Origin of the sequence: Paraburkholderia sediminicola (genome assembly GCF_046027825.1) — a bacterium.
Classification (GTDB): Bacteria; Pseudomonadota; Gammaproteobacteria; order Burkholderiales; family Burkholderiaceae; genus Paraburkholderia; species Paraburkholderia sediminicola_D.
In genome coordinates this window covers 35,270-54,470 of sequence record NZ_JAQQDU010000046.1, presented here as the reverse complement: position 1 = coordinate 54,470, position 19,201 = coordinate 35,270, and the positions used below count along the sequence as shown (strand labels likewise).

Here is a 19,201-nt window from a genome sequence, read left to right as displayed (position 1 = left end):
TGCCCTGCCGAAAGGTGCGCATGATGACCGATTCGATACCCCTCATTGTGTTTGCCCCGCTTCAAGTCACTTTGGTTAAGTCGCCGAGCTTACGGCTCGAATTCAGGAAAAATCCTCTTGACGGGCGTCCAGCGGGCCGTCAGACGACACGTCTTTCCTTGAAGGTTGGATTGCATCGTGACCGTTACGACACCGGCGGAGATCGTCGCACCCGTAATATCGATTACACCGCCTCCACTCTTAAAGATCTGAGCTATCAGATTGATCGGAGCAGCGTTATTGAGCGTTGAGTAACTGACGATGTACTTCGCGACGACATATTTCGAATAGTCCGCGGCAAGCAAGCCCAGTGTGAGTTCCCAGTCGCCGACCGATGGAGGAGCGAGCGGCTGAGTTGCGTTCCAAGCTGCGCCTGACGCAGTCTGAAAATCGGGCGCATAGACCATATCCCCGTTGACCACCGGAACAACTGCACCGTCAAGAATGAAGCGGCCACACGAGATGCGCGAGGCGATGTCGCGGTTTTGCCGATTGACCCATACCTTCGCACCTGGCGCGAGGGTCGCCCCGACCGCGCCCGCTAGATTCAGCGTGTTGCCTGAAACACCATTGACGGTCTGCGAAACCGCGTTTGGATTACCGATACTTTCATTCACGTAGCTGACGATCGTTGAGCCATGGAAATAGGTCGGATCGTCAACGGTCAGCGTCACGTCAGTCGCATTCGCTCCGCCGGGGACGCTCGCTATCCCTGAGCGAAAGAGGCCCGACGTTCCGTTCTGGTCGACGATCATTGCCGGCGTACCAGCCAATGTTCTGGCCTCGATCGTCCCAAGTCGCAACGCTACTTGACCGCCATTTGGGTAGTACGTGGCATCGGCACGCCGGTCCCCCGATTGACCGATTACGAACGGCGCCGTCAGGCCAGTGCTGTTGGCATATTCAATGTATGCGTAGTCGATCGACAGATCGATGTCATGGGCACGAACTGGCACTGTTGAAGGTCCGGTGCTGCGTAGGTACCGAATGCGCATCTTCGCCGGCCCCTGATTCCGGAGCTTGAAGAGGTCCCCTTCGGCGATCTGCCTAGTTGCATATGAGCCAACTGCAGCGAAGCCAGCGCACAAACCTGCGGCAAAGTCGGTGACCGGGTCTGCGGCCGTGGCGCAGTTGATGAGAATCAGCTGATCGATCTGGGCATCGATTCCATACATGAATGCGACGCCAGATTTGGTGAAATTGCGTACCTCGATCTTGTCGAACCGTACGTGCTTGGAGGTATCGTTGACAAGCAGCCCACCAATGGAGCTTGCGCTCCAATTGCCTTCAGCAAGGTATGAACCGATATTGACATCGTTGGTGCTTTCGATCGTAACCATATTCTTGGCCGTCGGGTCACTAATAACAACGATGTCATCACCTGTCACTCGCTGGCAAGTACCCCACGATAGAGCGACCTTCCTGTCGAGCACGACGTGATGCAGCGATGAGTTGATAACCCTGGTAAAGAGAATGTATGCGCCCGTGCCGGGACAGCTGAACCGCAAATTACGGATGCGGATATTTCGCGGATAGTCGTTGTTGTCTGTCCGATAGCACAGGTAGAGAGCCTGCACTGTTTCGAAACGGTGAATGAATGCCTCGTTGAACGTGACCACATTGCCCGCTATCGACTGGATAGTGAGGAACTGGTTCGGCGCATCTTCCTGCGATGGCGTTCCTGGAATTCCGCCGACCGTTGCCGCAGAGCGTGCGAGTCGAACTGTCTGCCCGACAGAAAGGCCAGCCGTCGAAGCCACGGTCACTTGTGACGCCGATTGGGCGACAGCTGATACCGTCGTATTTGCCTCGTTGGATACAACACCAGCAATGATGTTTGCTGTGCCGCTGTAACCTAGCGGCGCAGACGATCCACCGCCGAGGCTAACAATGGTTTGCCCGGTGCCCTCGAGGACTACATTGGACGGCAGGAAAAGCACCTTCGATACAACGGCTGCACCGATCACGTATCCAAGCGCGCTTCCATTGACCTGAGAACCGGTGTACTGGCCGAGATAGTATTGAGGCGCGGATAGCCGCAACGTGCCACCGCCGCGCGTATTGAGGTAGTTCGCCGCACGCTGGAAAGAGGCCATATAGTCCGCGCCGTCTGATGCGAGATAGTAGTCCTCAGGGCTGACAATCTCGCGCGACTTGTCCTGAAGCGAGCGCGCCACGCTCCCCGTGCCAGCCTGAACGAAGCCGACCAATTCCGCGCCGCCGGGCGCCTCCAGGTCCGCCGCCGCGACGCCCTGAATCAATCGAAACTTTGCGGTTTCGAAAACACCGCTCGTAACAAAAGGAAGATCGCCAAGGTTCGCCGCGTACGCTTGACCGTTGTAGGAGACGGTCTGCGTGGTGGCCGTCATCGAAATCCCGGCTCCATAGGCAACGGGGACTGCATATCCAATACTTGCCCGAACCGCAGTGGCCGCCGCCTCCATCGTGGCCATGGAGTCGTTTCCTTGCGCCGTGAAGTCGGCCATCACCTTGGCGGCAGTGGGCACGAGGCCGTTATCGGTTGGCACAAGACTTCCAGAGCCCGATGCCGGGCCGTGCGTGATGTCGTGCAAGGTTCCCGCATCGGCGTGCAACTGCGCGACGTCTGCCAGCAACTGGCTGCTTGATGTGCTCATTCGTTGCCTCTAAAAAAGAAAAGCCACCCGAAGGCGGCTTGAGAATTGTTGGCGTTGATCAATGGCCGCCACCCGGGCCGGGAGGCGGAGCGGCTGGCGTGATCGGTGTCGACGCCGAGGTGTTGCCCCACATATCCGTCACGCTCAGGTAGTACGTCGTGCCCTCGGTTGCTGGCGCAGATCCGGGAGATGGCTCCTGGTACACGATCGTCCCGGTCGCCGAGTCCTGACGGATGAAGTATTTGTCAATGTCCTGCGCGGAAACAGCATCGATCGAAAGCGTTCCGGTTCCATCTCCCGCAGAAAAGTAGGAACCTGTCGGCGCCGGAGGCGGTTGCTTCGTCACAGTGATGGACGCAACCGACGGAGAAACGCCGACGACGTTGTGCTCGGCGACATTTAATGTGACCGTTGGCGACACAGCGTTATTGGCGCGCGCGGTATTTATGTCCCAATTGATCACGAAATTCGTCGTATCGTATTCCAGCCTCACCACTCCACCGGTGATCACCTGAACGTGCCGGAAATCCCCCTTCGCGTTCGAAACGTTGACATACATCGTCCCGCCGCTGAATGGCGGATTCTGCAAGGTCAATGTCGGCGCTGCCGGCGGATAGGTCACAACCGCGATTGTTCCCGACCAGATAGCCCACGGACCAGCAAGACTGCCAATTGCCCGAGCTCGAACCTGCCAGGGGCCAGCGCCAAGATTGGCATTGATGGTCGACGCTATGCTGCTGCCAAGCGCAACCCACGTGCCGCCACCATCTGGCGAGCCTTGAAACTCATACGACACCGCTCCGCGCGCCGGCGTGCACGACACTACCGAGAGGCCGTTCTGCGGACTGCCGATCACCGCAACCTGCGCCACGACCGGCGCGTCGGTGATTCCTGGCAGCAGCGATGCCGCCGGCGGCGGCGGCGCTGATCCGGTCGTTTCTGCTTCCTGCACCGAGGCCGCGTAATTCACCATTACCAATTCGACCTGGCCGTCACCCTTCGGATTCACGCTAATGACCTGACAGTCGAGACCTCGGCGCTCACCCGGCCCGAACTGGTAGTGCGTCGGCTCCTCGCTGTTGCCGTCCGAGATGTAAAGGGCCGGCGCGCCGGCAACGATCGCCGTGAAATCATCAGCACCCTGCGTAACCACGTACGGGCCGTCTGCCGAGCCGTCGCGCCTGCGGAACGCCATGTAATGGGTCTGGCCGGCCGTCCACGTCAGAGGCTCCGAAGTCGTCATCACGCCCCCGGCGTAACCCGTGACGACACCTGAAAGACCCCACGCCGGCACGTCGTGCGACACCGCGACCAGATCACCGTATCGCGGGATGTATCCCTCCATTTCGGTCGTCAGCGTGATATTGCGGCGCCGGTCGCGATTCGCCGCTGCGAGCCGGATGCCATGGCGCCACGCCTGATTGCGATCCGTGCAACCAAACAGCTGCAGTCGCGAGGGCTTCAATTGCGTGCCGCCGGTCAGCACGCATGGCACTTCTGCGGGCTGGAAGGTCACGTTGTCCGTGTACTGAATGATCACGTAGTCCGGCGTGTCGTAACTCTGGAATGCGTAGTCGATCTTCAGCGAGTTCGCCGCGATGTTGTTCGGCGTGAACATGGCTGTCCGGATGCTCTTTGCCTCGTCGCGCACCAGATCGATGACGCCCGCGTAATACACTGGCATCGCATCGCCCACGCTGGCGATCTGCGTGAGTGCATCCCAAAGCGTCGCCGCGGTGTCGAAGACTCCATCGAACCTGTCGCCGCGCGAGTCCCACGTCTGCGCGAGCGTGACCAGCGAATCAAGATTGATCCGGCTATCGGGCAGGCCCCGCCCGTAGTCCATGTTGCGAATCACATCCGCGAAGGCCCAGGCCGGATTGCGCGTCGGCGTCGGCGCCGACCACGTCGAACCGTTCCATACCGGCAGCTTCCGCGTCGCGATGACGTTGATCTTCTTCGCCGTCGAGCTGTTCAGATTGTTTGTTGCCCGAATGATCATTGCCAGCAGTGTCACGTTGCCGTAATAGTGTTGGCTCGGCAGGTAGGCACGCATTCCCGACCACTGAACTGTGTTCGACGTGCGCGAATCGAGATTCTTGTTTCCTACGCGCTGCGCCCGGACCTGATAGCGGCCCATCGGAACCAGGTACCGGTCGGACAACATTTGCGGCTGAATCGTCGCCATGCTGATCGTCGTGTTTACCAGGTCGAACCATGCGCCGGTCGGGTTGCCATAGTCGTCGATCGCCTGCGCCTGAACCTGATACTGAAGCGACGTGTTGGCCGGATTGCCGTTGTCGTCGGCATGAAACAGGCCGCTCGGCAGGCTGATGTCGATGCCGATGTAGTTCGTCTGCGTCGAAGCCGGGTTTGCAACGAACGGGCCTATCCATGTCCCCGACTCGTTCGCACCTTTCAACTCGAACCCCGTCACGTCGATGCTCGTCACAACGTTATCCGGAAACAGCGTCATCGCGCCGCCCGGCGGGATGATTTCGTACTGGACCTCGCCGTATGACGAGATGTCCGTGTCCCCGATCAATACCTTCTCGACGCTGATGTCGCCCTGGCTGATGCAGAACAACTGATACAGGTACTGCTCGTTTCCGTGGTTCTCGATGTATGGCTGGCTCGCGAAGTCCGGATACACGCGGTAGCGGCCGTATAGAACAGGAATCGGGTTTTGCAGCCGCGCATTGTTGCCCTGCGCGCCGATCGTATAGGTCGGGCTCGCCTGGGAGCTAGACAGCGATGAAGGCGCGCGCGTCGGCGGCACAATCGCGTTCACGAGGAACGTGCCGGCCATCATGACACCGGCAGAGATCATCGCGCCACCCATTGTCCCGGCACCTACGCCCCACGCGGCGGGTGCTGCATAGGGCGCGACAATCGAAACCACGACGACAACGATCATCAGGAGGATCTGCAGCGGGTTTGAGCCGCCGCCGGCCATCGGCAGGCTAGCAATCGTCACCACGTCGCCATCACGCACGGCGCGCCCCCAGTCATGCTCAAGCACCGGCCTGCCGTTGATCGCGGGCATGAAAGTGTGCAACCGCTTCAGCGAGCGGCCGCGGCCCGAGATCATGCCTTGACGGCGAAGCAGCGTGTCGAGGCGAACGCGACGACGGATCGGAATGAGCTCGCGCGCAAGTTGCGGCCGGAACGGATCGCGGCAATGTACAAGGGTCGCGTTAAACATGGAATCGATAAAATTTGAGCCTGGAGAATCCGAGCATGCGAAGCGTCTGTTTTGGCGACCAGATCACGCCGACGCGCTCCATCGAGTGCAGGACGCCGCCGCCCTCCAGATCGAGCCATACGCCAACGTGCGGGTCGTCGCCGCCACGCATCAATACACCGGCCCCATGGAAAGACTGGTGGACGATCTCCCATTCACGCGAATTCATACGCTCGTCGTACATATCGCGTGCAACGTGACCGAACTCCGGAACATCAGGGATCGCCTTGCCAAAATACGCGGCCTGAACATGGCGCAGTAATCCCCAGCAGTCGAACGCATCGGGGCCGCGCGCGCCGGCCGCCCAAGGCAGCCCGATGTATCGGTTGACTTCCCCCGGCGTCATCGAAGCAACCCGGGGAACGATGCGACGTCGTAGATGCGACTCGGGAAGCCCCAGTTGTGCACGTCGTTCAGTGTCGCGGTGCCCGTCACCTGAAACACATCTACCGTCACGTTTGTCAGCAGCATGTTGATCGGCGGATCCATCTGAGGGCCGCTGAGGTCGGATAGGAGATACGGCCGGTACGTCACCTCGATCGGCGCCAGTTGCCCAATCGCCTGCTCGAGGTGCGCCGTGACTTCTAGGCTCACGTTATCGAGTGTGATCTGCAGCTGGGGAATCTGACCTTCCTTGAATCCCGGCAGCGTGAAGTTGAACGCCGCGCCGATGAACGTCACGGCCTGACCGGCATTGAGTGGCGCCGTTGCCTCAAGCGTCGCAACGATGTCGTCGTACCCGCGAACTATGCGAATCGCAGTCGGCTGCCCCGTATCGTCTACAAACGCCGGATGCCGGATCTCGATCGTGTCGAGGACCACGTCCCCCGACGGGTTGGCCGCATATGCTTCTTTCAGCGCCTGCTGATATAGCGTCACCATACGAGCGGTCCCGGCAGGTCGACATGGATGAGCGAGTGAAGATCGCTCGATGTCGAATGCAGCAAGTCTTCACCGAAGTCGCGCAGCGCAATGTATTGCTCTGTCGTCGCCACGGGCATATTCAACGTCTCAAGCGTCGCCGACACCTTCCACACACCCGGCTCGATGTTGTCGACTTTGAAGCCGCCGATCATGCGCGCCTTGACGCTCTGCAACTCCATCCCGTTGACGATCTGCGCCGAATACCAAGCACTACCGTCAATGAGGTCGTAATGCACAAACGCCTCGAACAACGCGAGCTGCTCCTGATTGAGCGTCCACGTAGCGGATACCTGCGTCGGGATGCTGATGAAGCGACGTCGCTGCCGGGCGAGACCGGAATCCATGTTCGTGCGGATGAACGGTGCCTGCGGCTGATATGAGTAGCCTGCGGCCATGGGTGCCGGCAAGCGATCCGGCCATGCGACAAGAGCCATTATCTAAACCTCGGAGTGAGTCCATACCGTTGTGATAGCGCCTTGCTCACGGTGCCCTGCCCGCTAGCGACCTCGCCTGCCATTTCGTTTTTTGCCTGGTCGATGATGAGCCGGATGAACTTCTGCCCGCTCGAATCCTGCGACACCTGCGGCTGCTGCACATCTGCTGTGCTGTTGTTGACGATCTGCACAGAGACGCCACCACCACCGCCGCCGAGCGCGTGATTCGGCACGACGGAACCTGAGCCGCCAGGAACGAACAGTTCCGGACCTTTTTCGCCAACAAGGTATGCAGTGCCGCCGGCCACCGGGCCGCCGCTTGCGCGTGCTGGCAGGTTGGCGTATGACGGCATCACGGCCGATGGCCCCATAAGTGACGACGAATAGCTGGAACCCATGACGTTCGATGCTGCGCCGCCCGCCGTCGAAGCCGTGGCCAGCGTGCCGAAACTGTTCGCGACGCCACCACCGATCATGCCGGCAACCATATTGAACAGGCCCGAGATCGCCGCACGAGCCTGCATGCGCACGATGTCAGCGATGATGCTGTTAGCGAGGCTCGTGAAATTGAGCTTGCCTGTCGTCGCAAAATTGACGAGAGCGTCCTCCATGCCCTTCGCCGCGCTAGTAACTGCCGATTCCGTCTGCGCCGCCATGTTCTGGGCCGCGTCGTTGTAATTGGCAATTGCAGCAGTTGCGCCGTTCGTCCAATCGGCCTGCTTCGCCTTCAGCGTCGTGTAATAGGCGTCGTAATCGGCCAGCGACTGATCGAGCCCGGCTTTGATGTCGGCTGACGCCTTGACGTAATCAGCGCCACCAATCAGATCCTTCGGCGTGGACTTGTCGAGCTGCTCCTGCAGACGCTGATACTCGGCAAAGATCGACTTCACAGCCTGCACATTTTTAAGCGCATCCGAACCCATGCCAAACGCGTCGAGCTGGCGACCATACTGGTCGTTTTGCCCCGACTGGTAGCTCTTCATGGACGCATCAATTTGCGCCGATCGCTCCTGCAACTTCGCAACGTCGTCGCGATGCTGAACCTCTTTCTCGAGCTCGACGTTTTTTTGCAACTGCGCGCGGATGGCGTCCTGATCTTTGGACAGGCTCTCCTGCTGCGGCGTCAACGTCTTGTTTTTCCAGTCGCTAATCTGCTGGTTAAATTTCGCGAGCTCCGCTTCGGCCGTCGACAGCCTGCCGGTCGTCGAGAGTTGCGCCTCCAGCGCGGCCTCCTGGTCGCGCAGCTGCTGCAGCATCCGCTCGCCCGAATCGTCACGGTATGCCTTCGGCTTCGGAGCCTTCGGGTCTTTATACTTCGCGTCGATATTTGCTTCATCGGCGAGCTGCTGTTCCGGGCTCAGATTGAGCGGCCCAGCGATCGTGTCGAGATATTTCTGAATCTCTTTAGCGCGCTTCTCTGCCGGCGTCGCAAATTGCGTATTGAACGTGTCGTACGCGTGCTTCGCGTCGATGACCTGCTGATTTTGACGGTCTACGCGTGCCTTATCCGCTGCCGCCTTGATCGCGGCATCGCGCGTCGCGATTGCTTTCTGAAGCTCTGCCTCATCCTCCGGCGACCATTGGTCGATCGGCGCACGGGCCGCCTTGTTGTCCTGAAGACGCGCCACGATTTGCCCGGGTGTGGCTGCGGCACCAAACGAGCCCACGGCCTCGATGGCACCATTGATCATCGACTTGATGTCGCGCCAGCCAGCGAGGATGATCCCCTCATTGGCTGCAATTTCCTTCGTGCGATCGTCCATCGCCTGGGAGAACGCTTCGACTGCCACCTTCGCGGCTCCAGTCGCATCGCCTTGCCGCTCCAACGCCGCGATCTGGTCGTATGTCGCCGCGGTCAGGTAGTGATACTGGTCGTTCAGCTTCACCGACGCCTGTACCGGTTCGTCGGCAAGCTTGGTGAAATCGTCCACCATCTGCTTGACAGACACACTGGTGAAGGTCGCGGCATCCGCCGCAGACCGGCCAAGGTTCGCGATCTCTTCACCGGTTAGCCGGCCGGTCATCGCCAATTCGGTGACGGCCTCGGCCGCGGTGTTGAACGTTGCGCCGCCCGCAGTCGCCGCGGTCGCCATGCCGCGGAGTTGATCAGTGGTCACGCCCGCGTAGCCGCCCGTTAGCAGCAACGCCTCATTCATTTTCTCGTTCTGGCTCGCCACCATGTACATAGCAGCGCCAACAGCCGCGATAGACAGCGAAAGCGGGTTGAGAAGAAGGTCGAGCGCGCCGGCGAGCGACAGAAAACGGGTGAACGAACTGGCCAGACGGGTAAAGTTGCCGCTGGCTGCCTCGCGGCCAAGCACGCCGAGCTCATTTGTCACGCCCGACGTTGCGCCGGCGGCGCCATGCGCAGCAGTAGCTTCTACTGCGTACATCGCCGCCATCTCTTCGCCAAGCGCGATCTGCTGCTTGCGCAATTCGATTTCTTTGGCGATCGCAGCAACCTGTGCAGTTTCCGCTTCGGTAAAACCCGCCATCTGCGCGTCATAGACGGCCATTTCCGCCGCGGATGCTGTGAGCGCGGTTAGTTGACGGCCGAGCGCCTCGGTGACCTTGGCCGCGCCCTCACTGATCACGGTCGAAGCGGCCTCGAACTGAACCGCCACGCTAGTTTGCGCCGTTGCGGCTGCCTCGGCTGACGCCGCGATACCGGCATTCGCTCTTTCCGCGGCCGTCGCTGCAGCGGCCAGTTCATCAACGCTCGCGGCATAGCGATCGGCCGCTTCCGTGCTACCGGTTATGGCGGCGGTTACTTCGAGCGACGCTGCAACCATAGCCGAAATGCGGGCAGCTGCAGCCTCACTGCTTTCGCCCACGGCGGCGGTCGATCCGGCAACCTGTCCGTTTGCCGCGTCGATCGCATTCATCTTTTCGATGTATGGCGAGATCGCGTCAGACACGCCAAGCAGAGACGCCTTGTAGGCCAGCAGTTGCCGCGAATTCATCCCATACGTGTCGGCCATCTTCGCCGCTTGCTGCACGAGCGAATTGATGGCGCGCTCGCTCGCCTTGCTGCCGTTTGCGTTCGCCTCGGCAATCGCGGCCTGCGCCACCTCCGTTCGTTGCGCTGCGGCTTCCTGCGATGCGATGAACGCATCCATGCTGCGCTTCGCGCGCTGAACGCCAGCTTCAACGCCGGTGGCATCTAGCGAAACCCGGATCAGTGTTTCTTTATCAGCCACCTGTCAGCTCCGTCACTTTTTGCTGGAACACTGCGTCTACCGCCTCGGCCGCGGCGGTTTTCTTCGCCTCGTACGACGGGCGAAGGAACGGGTTCGCCGCCATCTTGGATGTACCCGCTTCAACGAAGCGTCCGTAGAACGCCTGTTTGCTCCACGTCACGATGTAAGAAGCAATCCGCCCTTCGACGGACTGCTCTTTGTCATAGGCAATCAGGATATTGTCGCGAAGGAACCCGGGATAGATCTCGGTACCCTTCCTCTCGTACGTCCGGATGCCGACGGGCACGCGCAATTTCATCTCGTCGAAATAGACACGCGCGCCAGCAACTGCCGCTTGCCGCAAAACCGACTCGCTCGTGACGTTATCGAGCGCCCGAAGTGCGTCAGTCAATGCCTCCGGGTTCTCAATGACGAAGCTCTTTGCCATTGCTAGGCCTTGCTGGGAAACATCATCGAGAAAATGAGATTCGACTGCGCATCAGGATCGTCCAGCAGCACCGCCGTTGCTTCCTCCGCCTTCGCCTGATTCAATTCATTCCACGTCATGAAGTCCAGCGGCCCCCACGGCTCGCCTTTAACCTTGGCGTTTCGATTGATGTTCGCCAGCATCGACGCAATCGTGCCGGCGCGAAGGTCGTCGTAATGGCTACCACGATGGTCAATCTGATAGGAAGCCATGTATTCGACGAACTCCGCGCTCGTGATCCGCTGCTGCAATTCCCTTACTGGGATGCCGAAGTCGATGCTGAGCTGGAGCCAGAATCGCCGCTCGGGGCGGCTGCGGAGTTTTTTACTGCATCCTCCACCGCGGCCGGCTGCATACCGTTCAGGCGCACGGCAACCGCCACGACTCGATCGAGCACTGCGGTGCCCTGCGCTTGCAAGCTCGCGACATCGGACTCATCCAATACGAGCGCGCCGGTCTCATCGACCACGGTGGCAAGCAACAGATCCGCCTGCGATTGACTGATCGGCACCTTGCCGCCTTCTTTCTTGGCGTAGAACGCATCGCGCGCTAGGCCCGACATTTCCGACACGAGAATGGTTACGCCGTCGCCCCATTCAGGCACGTCGACGGACTCGGTCTTGAGGTGGATGGCGCCGAGAATGGCGGCCTTGGTTTCTTTGCTGAGAATTGGCACGTTATGTCCAGTGTGGTGTGATGGGGATTAAGCGTGTCGCGCGTTATGCGTAGACCACGTCACCAGAGATGCGGAGCGAGATGCCCGTCGTCTTGAGGAGCTGGTCCACGCCACCATCGAGCGGACTATTCTTGACGTAGGCGCTGAAGGTTGCGGTCTTGCCATTCGGCGCCGTGAGCTTGAATTGCTTCAGCGTGCCCGCCCGCTTTGCTGCGTCGCATGCGAGCTGCCCCGGATCCGCGAAATCCTTGTCGACGTCGAAAGTGAAGTGGCCGAAGTCCTGCAGGCCGAGCATGAATTCCTTGGCCACGCTCGACAGGTTGGTCTTGTCGATTTCGTTGGCCTGTCCGTCGAAGCCCTTGAAGTTGTTCAAGTTGCCGATCGGCGTCCAAGCAACGGGAGTTGCCGTGCCTCCATTCGTGTACGCGGCGCCGCCGGTCGTATCGACGTCCACGGCATAGGTGTTCGCCGTCACGTTCTTGATAACAGCCGTGACGCCGTTCAGCGTGGTGTTGCCGGCCAACCCCGCGAACGTCTCGATGTCGCCGTTCGAGAAACCGTGAGCGGCGGAAGTAATGATCGTCGGATAGCCGAGCGCGAGACCAGTGATCGGCTTCGCCGCGCCGGTCCCGCCGGAAACGGAAAGAGTCGATCCCTGAGCGGAAATCGCAGTGCTTGTCATTTTTCAGACCTCACAAATAGAAAAACCCGCTCAGGGCGGGTCGGGGGTGGAAAACCAGACGTTAGGGTGTTACGAGTAGAACCAGATCGAAAAATCTTCGCGCGATCCGTACAGCTTCGTGTCAGCCTCGTAGTTGCTGACAGGCGCTCCGATCGTCGTGGCCAAGATGGGGGGCGCGCTCAACGTTGTGATGACGCTCTTCATGAGCGCGCGCGCCGCAGAGCGCGTATCGGCCCAAACATTGATCTGCATTCGGGCATTTTCCAGATCAACCGTGTTGTTCAGGTAGTTCGGCGACTGGCCGCCGACCGCTTGATACGTGATGTAGGGACGCAGAGTGCCGGCGGGCGCCACGTCCGGATACACACGGAAGGTGGTGCCGTCGGCATTGAGAACCAGCGGCTTGAGCGCAGCGGAGACAATGGCCTCAGCCGAATTAGCCATTGTTCAAACCCTCTTCCGCCATAAGCGTGACCATGCGATTGCGCTCGTCTTCATTGATCGAATCGTGAATGTCGAAAATCCGTGTGCCGAACATGATGCGCATCGCGGCGACGTCTTTCGGGTTCGCGAGCTGCGGCACGTAGCGCACCGTCACTGAGTGCGTTACCGACGACTGAACCGCAGCCGCAGCGAGACGTTCGCGGCCGGTTGTCGGCGACACCTTTCCCCAGCAGGTGAATACATCAACCCAAGCATTAATCGGCTCGCCCAGTTCGTCCTGCTCGGTCGACTTAGCCTGGAAGGTCAACAGGTGACGAAGTTCGCCGGCGCGCATCAGGCGTACCCCATGATCCGATAAGGGTCGAGCAGCGTGTCGACGTATGGCAATTCCTGCACCGTCACGCGCGTGGCGACCGACACTTCCTCTCGGTTCTCGTACAGCGCGCCTACGCGCAGCAGAATCCACGACTTGATGCCGGCCGGAACATCTGCAGCGGCGCCGTATCCCGCCGTGAAGCTGATCTGCACCGCGTTCGTCGTATTCTGCGTGTCGGGCCAGTATGTGCCGGTCGCCGGCGTCAGAACACCAGGCTCGCTAATAGGATCCACTACATATGCGGACGGGTCCAGCGTCTGCGTGACGCCGCTCGCATCGATGTACTTCACGGCATCAACTGACTGCAAGCGAGGAAACGGAATGTCGATCTTGCTTCCGCGGAAACGCACCGCGTAGTTGCGCATCGTCATCCAGGCCGACGGCAACTGGTCGACCGGTACGTAGCCAGGAATCACGCCGTAGTAGGTGTAAAACGGGAAGGCGTCCAGGAACAGGTCCCACTTCTGGGTCACGAAGACGCGGCGACACACGTTTTCGGCGTGAATCCGCGCGGCGCTGATCAGCATTGCGATCAGCGTGTCTTCGCCGGAGTCGGTCACGCGCAGATGCAGCTTTGCCTCATCCACCGTGACCGGCTCTTCCGCCGGCGCCTGCGTCAGTCTGATGCCCATGCTTTAGCTTGCCGCAGCCTGCGAAGCGCCAGCCGGGTCGGGCTGCTTATCTTCGATAATCGCGGCGGCCACTTCGGCGGCCGCCGCGGGATCTTCAATCGCGACAACGTCAGCGCCCTTGCTGGACGCGTATGCGACGGCGTCCTCATGATTGTCGACAACGCCGGCGGTGGCCAGCGCCTTGATGACGTTTTCCGGGCCCTCGACAAGCTGGCCGCATTTGATGCCCAAGCCAACGTGATCGGCGAGCACGCGCGCGCGCGCCGTTTGAACTTTTGCCATGACGGACTTCCTGGGAGAGGTGATGCGGCGAGCCGAAACCCGCCGCTAGATGAACCGAAAGACTCGCGACCCGTTAGGTGGCCGAGTTCGCGTACGTCTTGATGGCGCCGCCTGCATCGATCAGGTTGCCGCCAGTGCGAAGGAAGCCGACGAAGCCGATCTGACCATTCAGCGTGAACGCCGAATCGGTCATACGGAACAGCGTCAGGTCCATCACGTCGCGGATGACGTACTTCGAGAACTGCCCGAAAGCGATCGATTCCGCGTTCGCCGCCATCACCGGCATGTCCTGATTGATGTAGATAGGACGACCCATGAGGCGATCCGGTGCGCCGCCGTTGATCATGGCGTCGGCCTCATAGCCCGGCACGAAGATCGGGCGGTTTTGGCTATCCTTGATCTTGCGAATGGCCTTCACCGACGAGTCGTGCATCATGTAACCAACGCCCGGCTGGCTCCGGTATGCAGGATCGATGGAGTGCTCGAGGTCGACCAGATCGTCGTAGACCACGGTGAGCGTCTGTCCGGTGGCGCCGACCTTGCCAGTATTGGCGGCCGTAATGAGGCCGCGCGGCTGGCCAGTGCCGGTACCGGTGGTGAAATGGGTGTTCTGGATACGGCCCAGGCGCATCGCCAGAAGGCTCTGAATGTACGCCTCGATGTCGATGAACGAGTCCTGCACCAGTTCAAACGGCAGTGCGATCTTCTTCGAGCTGTACTTGTAGACGTCCATCGAAATATTGCCGAACGCGGTATCGAGGCCAGTAACCGGCGCGTTCTGGCCCACGATTTCGCCCACTTCTGCCGTCGGATCGGTGGTCGGAAAGTTCATCGACGCACCCGTCGCCGTACGAATCGCATGCGCTACGGCGCGCATTCCGCCGTATGCCTTCATGGCAATCTCCAGCGAGCGCTGGTATTCGGTCGCCACCGTAAAGCCGCCTTCCGTGGTGGTGGTCGTCGACATCGCGTTGCGGATGTCGGGGGTCTGCCGGGCGAGCATGCGCGCACGATCTTCGTCGGCCATGTTCGAAATACCGCCGGCCATGAAAGCGCGGAGCGCGCGCGTTTCATCACCGTGGGCGCCGGGCGTGCGCGTCGCAGCATTCATTGCTGCTGCATGCTGAGCGGCCGGGTCTTCCGCGGCGAGCTGAGCGCGACGGCTTTCGCGAGCGATTTCGCTGTCGATGGCCTCGATCTCGGCCAGAATCGAATCCATGCGCTCGGCATCGGCGGCCGGCATGCGCTGGTCGGCGGGAAACTTGTTGTTGATCTCGTTGGCTTCTTTCGCCTTCGAATTGCGCAATTCACGCAGTTGTTGCAGCTTCATGTGAAGACTCCTGATTGGAATGACCGCTCGCGCAGGTCGTTAGGACGAAAAAAAACCGCCGTGAGGCGGCTGTTCTCAGGTGCGCGAGGCGCGTCACTGATGGGCAATGCGATTCAGCATCTTCATGCGCTGCTGCTGACGTTCGCGGTGTTCTGCTGCGATGGCATCAATCTGCTCGGGCTCTTTCGGCTTCGGGGCGTTGGCGTAAGCGCTCAGATCCCACGATGCCTGCGCTCTCGGCGCATTTTCGGCGACTCGATCGGCAAGTCCGATTTCGACCGCTTCTTCCGCGGTGAACCACGTCTCTGCGCTCATAAGCGCTTTCATATCGTCCGCGCTCTTGCCGCTGCGCTTCGCGTACTGGCCAGCGATCACGCCGTCGGTCTTGTCAAGCAGCGCCGACGTGGCCGCGAGGTCAGCAGAATTACCGATGGCGACAGTCCAGGCGCAATGGATCATGTACATGGCGCCGTCCGACATTTCGACCTCATCGGCGGCCGATGCGATCACGGTCGCTGCGCTCGCCGCGACGCCATCGATATGCGCAATAACCTTCGCGCCTGTATCGCGGATCGCCGCAACGATCGCCTGCGCCGCGAACACGTCGCCACCAGGCGAATTGATGCGCAGATGAACCGTACCGCCCTTGATGCCGCGAATTTGCGGTACGAGGGTTTGTGCCGAGACACCGCCCCACCATTCCGCCGTGTCATCGTCCGCGACGATGGCGTCGTAAATGTAGATGGTTACGTCTTCGCCCTGCACGTCAAACGCCCGCGGCTGCGCCGGCCGGCGGTTTTTCGCCAGCAGCTGGATCAGCTTGCTCATGTTGCTCCTTGGTCTGGTTGTCCCGCCGGCGCCGGCGCTGTTTCTGGCTCTGCATCCGGTTCGGCCACATTGGCGGTCTGCGCTATACCGCTGTTCACGACGTCTCCGCCTTCGACAGGCGGTAATAGTTTGAGGTGACGCACTTCGTTCTGCGTCATCCAGCCGGGCTCCCCCGCGCGACCGAGCGCGATACGGAGCGCATCGTTCTCGCTCTTCAGATCGCCTCGCTCCATACCTGATACATCGAATTCACAGAAGATACGCTGGCGCGCCGGCCACACCTTGCGGTTGAACTCCTGATTGATCTTCACCAGATCTCGCAGCAGCGTGAACTTCACGAAGCCGCGGCTCATGTTCTCAACACCGCTGCCCCACGATGTTGTCTTCTCGGTTGATCCGACCATGAACGGCGGTACACCGAGAATTCGGCAGATTTCTTCTAGGTCCCATTTCGACGTCTCGAGGATCTGCGCATCGACCGGCGACATGGTCAATTCCTGAACCTTCAGGCCACCGGTAAGGATCGCCGGCAGGTGCGAGTTCGCGACGCCGCTATGACGCTCGCCCCACGTAGCACGCAGAAGCCGCGCCTGCTCTTCCGACATGTTGCCGTCAGTCGTCAGCGCAAAATCGGGGCGTGCGCCGTTGGAAAAGAACCGCGCGCTGTATTCTGCCGCCGCGATCGACGTCCCGACCGCTTGCCGCGCCGCATAGGTGATCGGGCTCGGACTGCGAATGCCGTCGTAACCAAGGCTTGGGACATGGATGATGTCCGCAGGATGAAGCACATACTCAGCGCCTACCAGCGGCTGCACGCGATACCACAGGTCACCCTTGCTATCGCGGAATGGGAACGTGCGTAGCGGATGGTGTGCCTTGAACGCCGAGATGGAACTGCTGCGGAATGACGGCCGCACGATTTCCGCGAAGCAATCGCCATAGAACAGTCGCGCCGCGACCATATATTCCCAGAACACGGCCGCCGAAACGTCCGGCTCGGGCTGTTCGTTCAGCAGCCACCAATATGGATGCTCGACGCGCGCGCGGCCAGTTGGCGTGCGCTCGTAAATCTGCATCGGCAGCGTCGAGATCGCGCCGGCAATCAGCGCGACGCACGCGTAGACCGCAGAGACCTTCATTGCGGTCGTCTCGTTGACAACCGGCCCTGCATTGCTGATTGCACCGCCCCCGATGATGTTCGCCAGCTCCTGAACAGTCAGGCTCTGCCGCGTCTCGTTGAGGTTGTTGACCCGACCGGTGGTCTCAGGCCCATGCTGCGCGCGCCAGGCATTCAGCACAGACGAGCCCGGAATACGGGCCTTCGCCTGCGCCGCCTTGAATGCTTCGCTCATAGGATCACGATTCCCGGTGTTGGTGCTGACTGCGGATTAAGACTCATCAGGGTTACGGCGTTAAAGCTGGCCATAAGCGGGTCGATTTTGGCGGTCCCGCTGGCCTGCTTGGTGATGTTCACGGCATTTCCCACCGGTACCACTCGGGCATTGCCGACGCACCACGCCATCATTCGCTGGCCGCCGTGCGCAAGCACTCCTTCGGCAAGCTTGCGCTCTGTCGTTTTGATGGCACCGGACATCTTCCAGCCCTGCGAAATGCCGATGACGATCTCTTCCGGCACGCCGGCCTCGACTAGCGCATCCAGAATGGCGCCGATGCCGGCCGGGTCCGCACCAACCTTGTCGAGCAGCCCCGACGCGAATATGAGCGAGACGATGTCAGCGACATCGCGCACGTCATCGCCGATCTGCTCGACGACGGTCAGATCACCCTCTTTCTCGAAGTCGCGCAGCGTCGGTGCGACCTCTTTGCGGCGCTCGAACACGGACGGATGTGCCCATGCGTGCGTCCATAACAGCCAGCGACGCGTCGATTTCTCGCGCCCGACGACTGCCAGGCCAAGCAAGTCATCGAGGCCGCCGCCGTCGATACCGACGTCGATTACTTCCGACCGCTCTATTAGCTGAACGAGCGTCAAACCCTGAACAACCGCCGCGGCCTCCCAGAATTCCGCGCCGGCCCAGCGATCGGAGCGCAGCGCAAGACCAATTTCGACGTTTGCGTGCTTCGCGAGAAAGCCGCGAAACGATTCCTCTCCCTCGGTCTGCGCCTTCTTGAACTCGCGCTCGAGGAACTCCTGATCAACCGAATAGCCGAGATTCGGATTGACCATGCCGAGGTTTTCGACCTTCAGGTGCTGCTTGCTCGCCACCATTTCGGGCGGGTGCTCGAAGATCACCGGGACGAAGCGCTTGTCTTCGATCTTTCCGTCGCGCACATCGCGCGCGTACTGCAACTTCTGGCGAAACACACCCGCCGGGGGATCGTCAGACTGCGTGGTCAAATAGATCACGAAGCCTTCGGGCCGCGATGCCAGGCCGCCGATCGCCTCGCGCAGCATGTTCTCGGCATTGGCCTGTTTGCCGAACAACCAGAGCTCGTCGACCAGCGTTCCGACGCTCTTTTTGCCGCCGACCGTATTCGAATCGGCCGCGACGACCTTCAGCGTCGCACCGCTGTTCCGGTGCGTAATTGTTTTGATGTGGGTCTGGACCTGCAGCAGCTCATCGAGCTCTTCATCGTGCTTCACCATATCCCGGCTCGGACTGAAGCTGTTTTGCGCAACCTCAATCGTCGGCGCCAGAATCGCGAACTCCGCCGACTGACGCCAATTGAGGATGACCGCGGTCATCATGATCCCGGCCGCGATCGTCGACTTCGAGTTCTTTTTCGGCAGGCAGATGAACCATTCGGTGATCAGGCGCCTGCCGCTGTCCGGGTCGTACGCGCCGAAGATCGACGCGACCAGGTCGAACACCCACTGGGCGCACGACTCGCCGAATGTCGGACTGCCCGGCGCGTCGACGATCTTCAGTTGCTTGAAGATCGCAAGCGCCTGCTCAGCCTGGTCGGGAAAGATAGGCGGTGGAATGATGGACTCGCCGCGCTTGAGCCGGTCGGCCCAGTCGAGGCAGCTTGTCTTCCATTCCATC

Annotated in this window: 18 protein-coding genes; all 18 read right to left on the bottom strand. The window is 60.5% G+C overall.

Annotated elements, in window-relative coordinates; genetic code table 11:
* Positions 1 to 89: 89 nt before the first annotated feature.
* The 18 genes from PQQ96_RS23970 to PQQ96_RS23885 all read right to left on the bottom strand — a co-directional run bounded on the left by PQQ96_RS23970 (position 90) and on the right by PQQ96_RS23885 (position 19,200).
* The gene (locus tag PQQ96_RS23970; protein WP_408297298.1) at positions 90 to 2,675 is read right to left on the bottom strand and encodes a hypothetical protein; all 2,586 of its coding nucleotides are present in this window, start codon (positions 2,673 to 2,675) and stop codon (positions 90 to 92) included.
* Positions 2,676 to 2,733: 58 nt separating this feature from the next.
* Positions 2,734 to 5,880 (bottom strand): host specificity factor TipJ family phage tail protein, encoded by a 3,147-nt coding sequence (locus tag PQQ96_RS23965; protein ID WP_408297296.1) that lies wholly within the window; start codon positions 5,878 to 5,880, stop codon positions 2,734 to 2,736.
* On the bottom strand, positions 5,873 to 6,265 hold the full coding sequence (locus PQQ96_RS23960) for an NlpC/P60 family protein (RefSeq protein WP_408297294.1): 393 nt from the start codon (positions 6,263 to 6,265) through the stop codon (positions 5,873 to 5,875). Before PQQ96_RS23960 ends, PQQ96_RS23965 begins: the two co-directional genes overlap by 8 nt.
* Positions 6,262 to 6,801, bottom strand: a complete 540-nt coding sequence (locus tag PQQ96_RS23955; RefSeq protein ID WP_408297292.1) for a DUF1833 family protein — start codon at positions 6,799 to 6,801, stop codon at positions 6,262 to 6,264. Before PQQ96_RS23955 ends, PQQ96_RS23960 begins: the two co-directional genes overlap by 4 nt.
* Positions 6,795 to 7,277, bottom strand: a complete 483-nt coding sequence (locus PQQ96_RS23950; RefSeq protein ID WP_408297290.1) for a hypothetical protein — start codon at positions 7,275 to 7,277, stop codon at positions 6,795 to 6,797. The genes PQQ96_RS23955 and PQQ96_RS23950 overlap by 7 nt, the downstream gene beginning before the upstream one ends.
* Complete coding sequence (locus PQQ96_RS23945; RefSeq protein ID WP_408297288.1) at positions 7,277 to 10,477, bottom strand: phage tail tape measure protein; 3,201 nt, start codon at positions 10,475 to 10,477, stop codon at positions 7,277 to 7,279. The genes PQQ96_RS23950 and PQQ96_RS23945 overlap by 1 nt, the downstream gene beginning before the upstream one ends.
* A complete protein-coding gene (locus tag PQQ96_RS23940) occupies positions 10,470 to 10,904 on the bottom strand; it encodes an HK97-gp10 family putative phage morphogenesis protein (RefSeq protein WP_408297286.1) in 435 nt (144 codons plus the stop codon). The genes PQQ96_RS23945 and PQQ96_RS23940 overlap by 8 nt, the downstream gene beginning before the upstream one ends.
* 2 nt (positions 10,905 to 10,906) lie before the next feature.
* Positions 10,907 to 11,194 (bottom strand): phage tail assembly protein T, encoded by a 288-nt coding sequence (locus PQQ96_RS23935; protein ID WP_459252140.1) that lies wholly within the window; start codon positions 11,192 to 11,194, stop codon positions 10,907 to 10,909.
* Positions 11,195 to 11,199: 5 nt separating this feature from the next.
* Entirely contained in the window at positions 11,200 to 11,619 is a 420-nt protein-coding gene (locus PQQ96_RS23930; RefSeq protein WP_408297282.1) for a phage tail assembly chaperone, read from the bottom strand.
* Positions 11,620 to 11,662: 43 nt separating this feature from the next.
* A complete protein-coding gene (locus tag PQQ96_RS23925) occupies positions 11,663 to 12,301 on the bottom strand; it encodes a phage tail tube protein (RefSeq protein WP_408297280.1) in 639 nt (212 codons plus the stop codon).
* Between the two features lie 69 nt (positions 12,302 to 12,370).
* The gene (locus tag PQQ96_RS23920) at positions 12,371 to 12,745 is read right to left on the bottom strand and encodes a DUF3168 domain-containing protein (RefSeq protein ID WP_408297278.1); all 375 of its coding nucleotides are present in this window, start codon (positions 12,743 to 12,745) and stop codon (positions 12,371 to 12,373) included.
* Positions 12,738 to 13,079, bottom strand: a complete 342-nt coding sequence (locus tag PQQ96_RS23915; protein ID WP_408297276.1) for a phage head closure protein — start codon at positions 13,077 to 13,079, stop codon at positions 12,738 to 12,740. Before PQQ96_RS23915 ends, PQQ96_RS23920 begins: the two co-directional genes overlap by 8 nt.
* Complete coding sequence (locus tag PQQ96_RS23910) at positions 13,079 to 13,753, bottom strand: head-tail connector protein (RefSeq protein WP_408297274.1); 675 nt, start codon at positions 13,751 to 13,753, stop codon at positions 13,079 to 13,081. Before PQQ96_RS23910 ends, PQQ96_RS23915 begins: the two co-directional genes overlap by 1 nt.
* 3 nt (positions 13,754 to 13,756) lie before the next feature.
* The gene (locus PQQ96_RS23905) at positions 13,757 to 14,035 is read right to left on the bottom strand and encodes a hypothetical protein (protein ID WP_408297272.1); all 279 of its coding nucleotides are present in this window, start codon (positions 14,033 to 14,035) and stop codon (positions 13,757 to 13,759) included.
* Positions 14,036 to 14,108: 73 nt separating this feature from the next.
* Positions 14,109 to 15,365 (bottom strand): phage major capsid protein, encoded by a 1,257-nt coding sequence (locus tag PQQ96_RS23900; RefSeq protein WP_408297270.1) that lies wholly within the window; start codon positions 15,363 to 15,365, stop codon positions 14,109 to 14,111.
* A gap of 93 nt (positions 15,366 to 15,458) precedes the next feature.
* A complete protein-coding gene (locus PQQ96_RS23895) occupies positions 15,459 to 16,193 on the bottom strand; it encodes a head maturation protease, ClpP-related (RefSeq protein ID WP_408297268.1) in 735 nt (244 codons plus the stop codon).
* Complete coding sequence (locus tag PQQ96_RS23890) at positions 16,190 to 17,545, bottom strand: phage portal protein (protein WP_408297266.1); 1,356 nt, start codon at positions 17,543 to 17,545, stop codon at positions 16,190 to 16,192. Before PQQ96_RS23890 ends, PQQ96_RS23895 begins: the two co-directional genes overlap by 4 nt.
* Positions 17,542 to 19,200, bottom strand: a complete 1,659-nt coding sequence (locus PQQ96_RS23885) for a terminase large subunit (RefSeq protein ID WP_408297264.1) — start codon at positions 19,198 to 19,200, stop codon at positions 17,542 to 17,544. The genes PQQ96_RS23890 and PQQ96_RS23885 overlap by 4 nt, the downstream gene beginning before the upstream one ends.
* Between the last annotated feature and the right edge of the window lies 1 nt (position 19,201).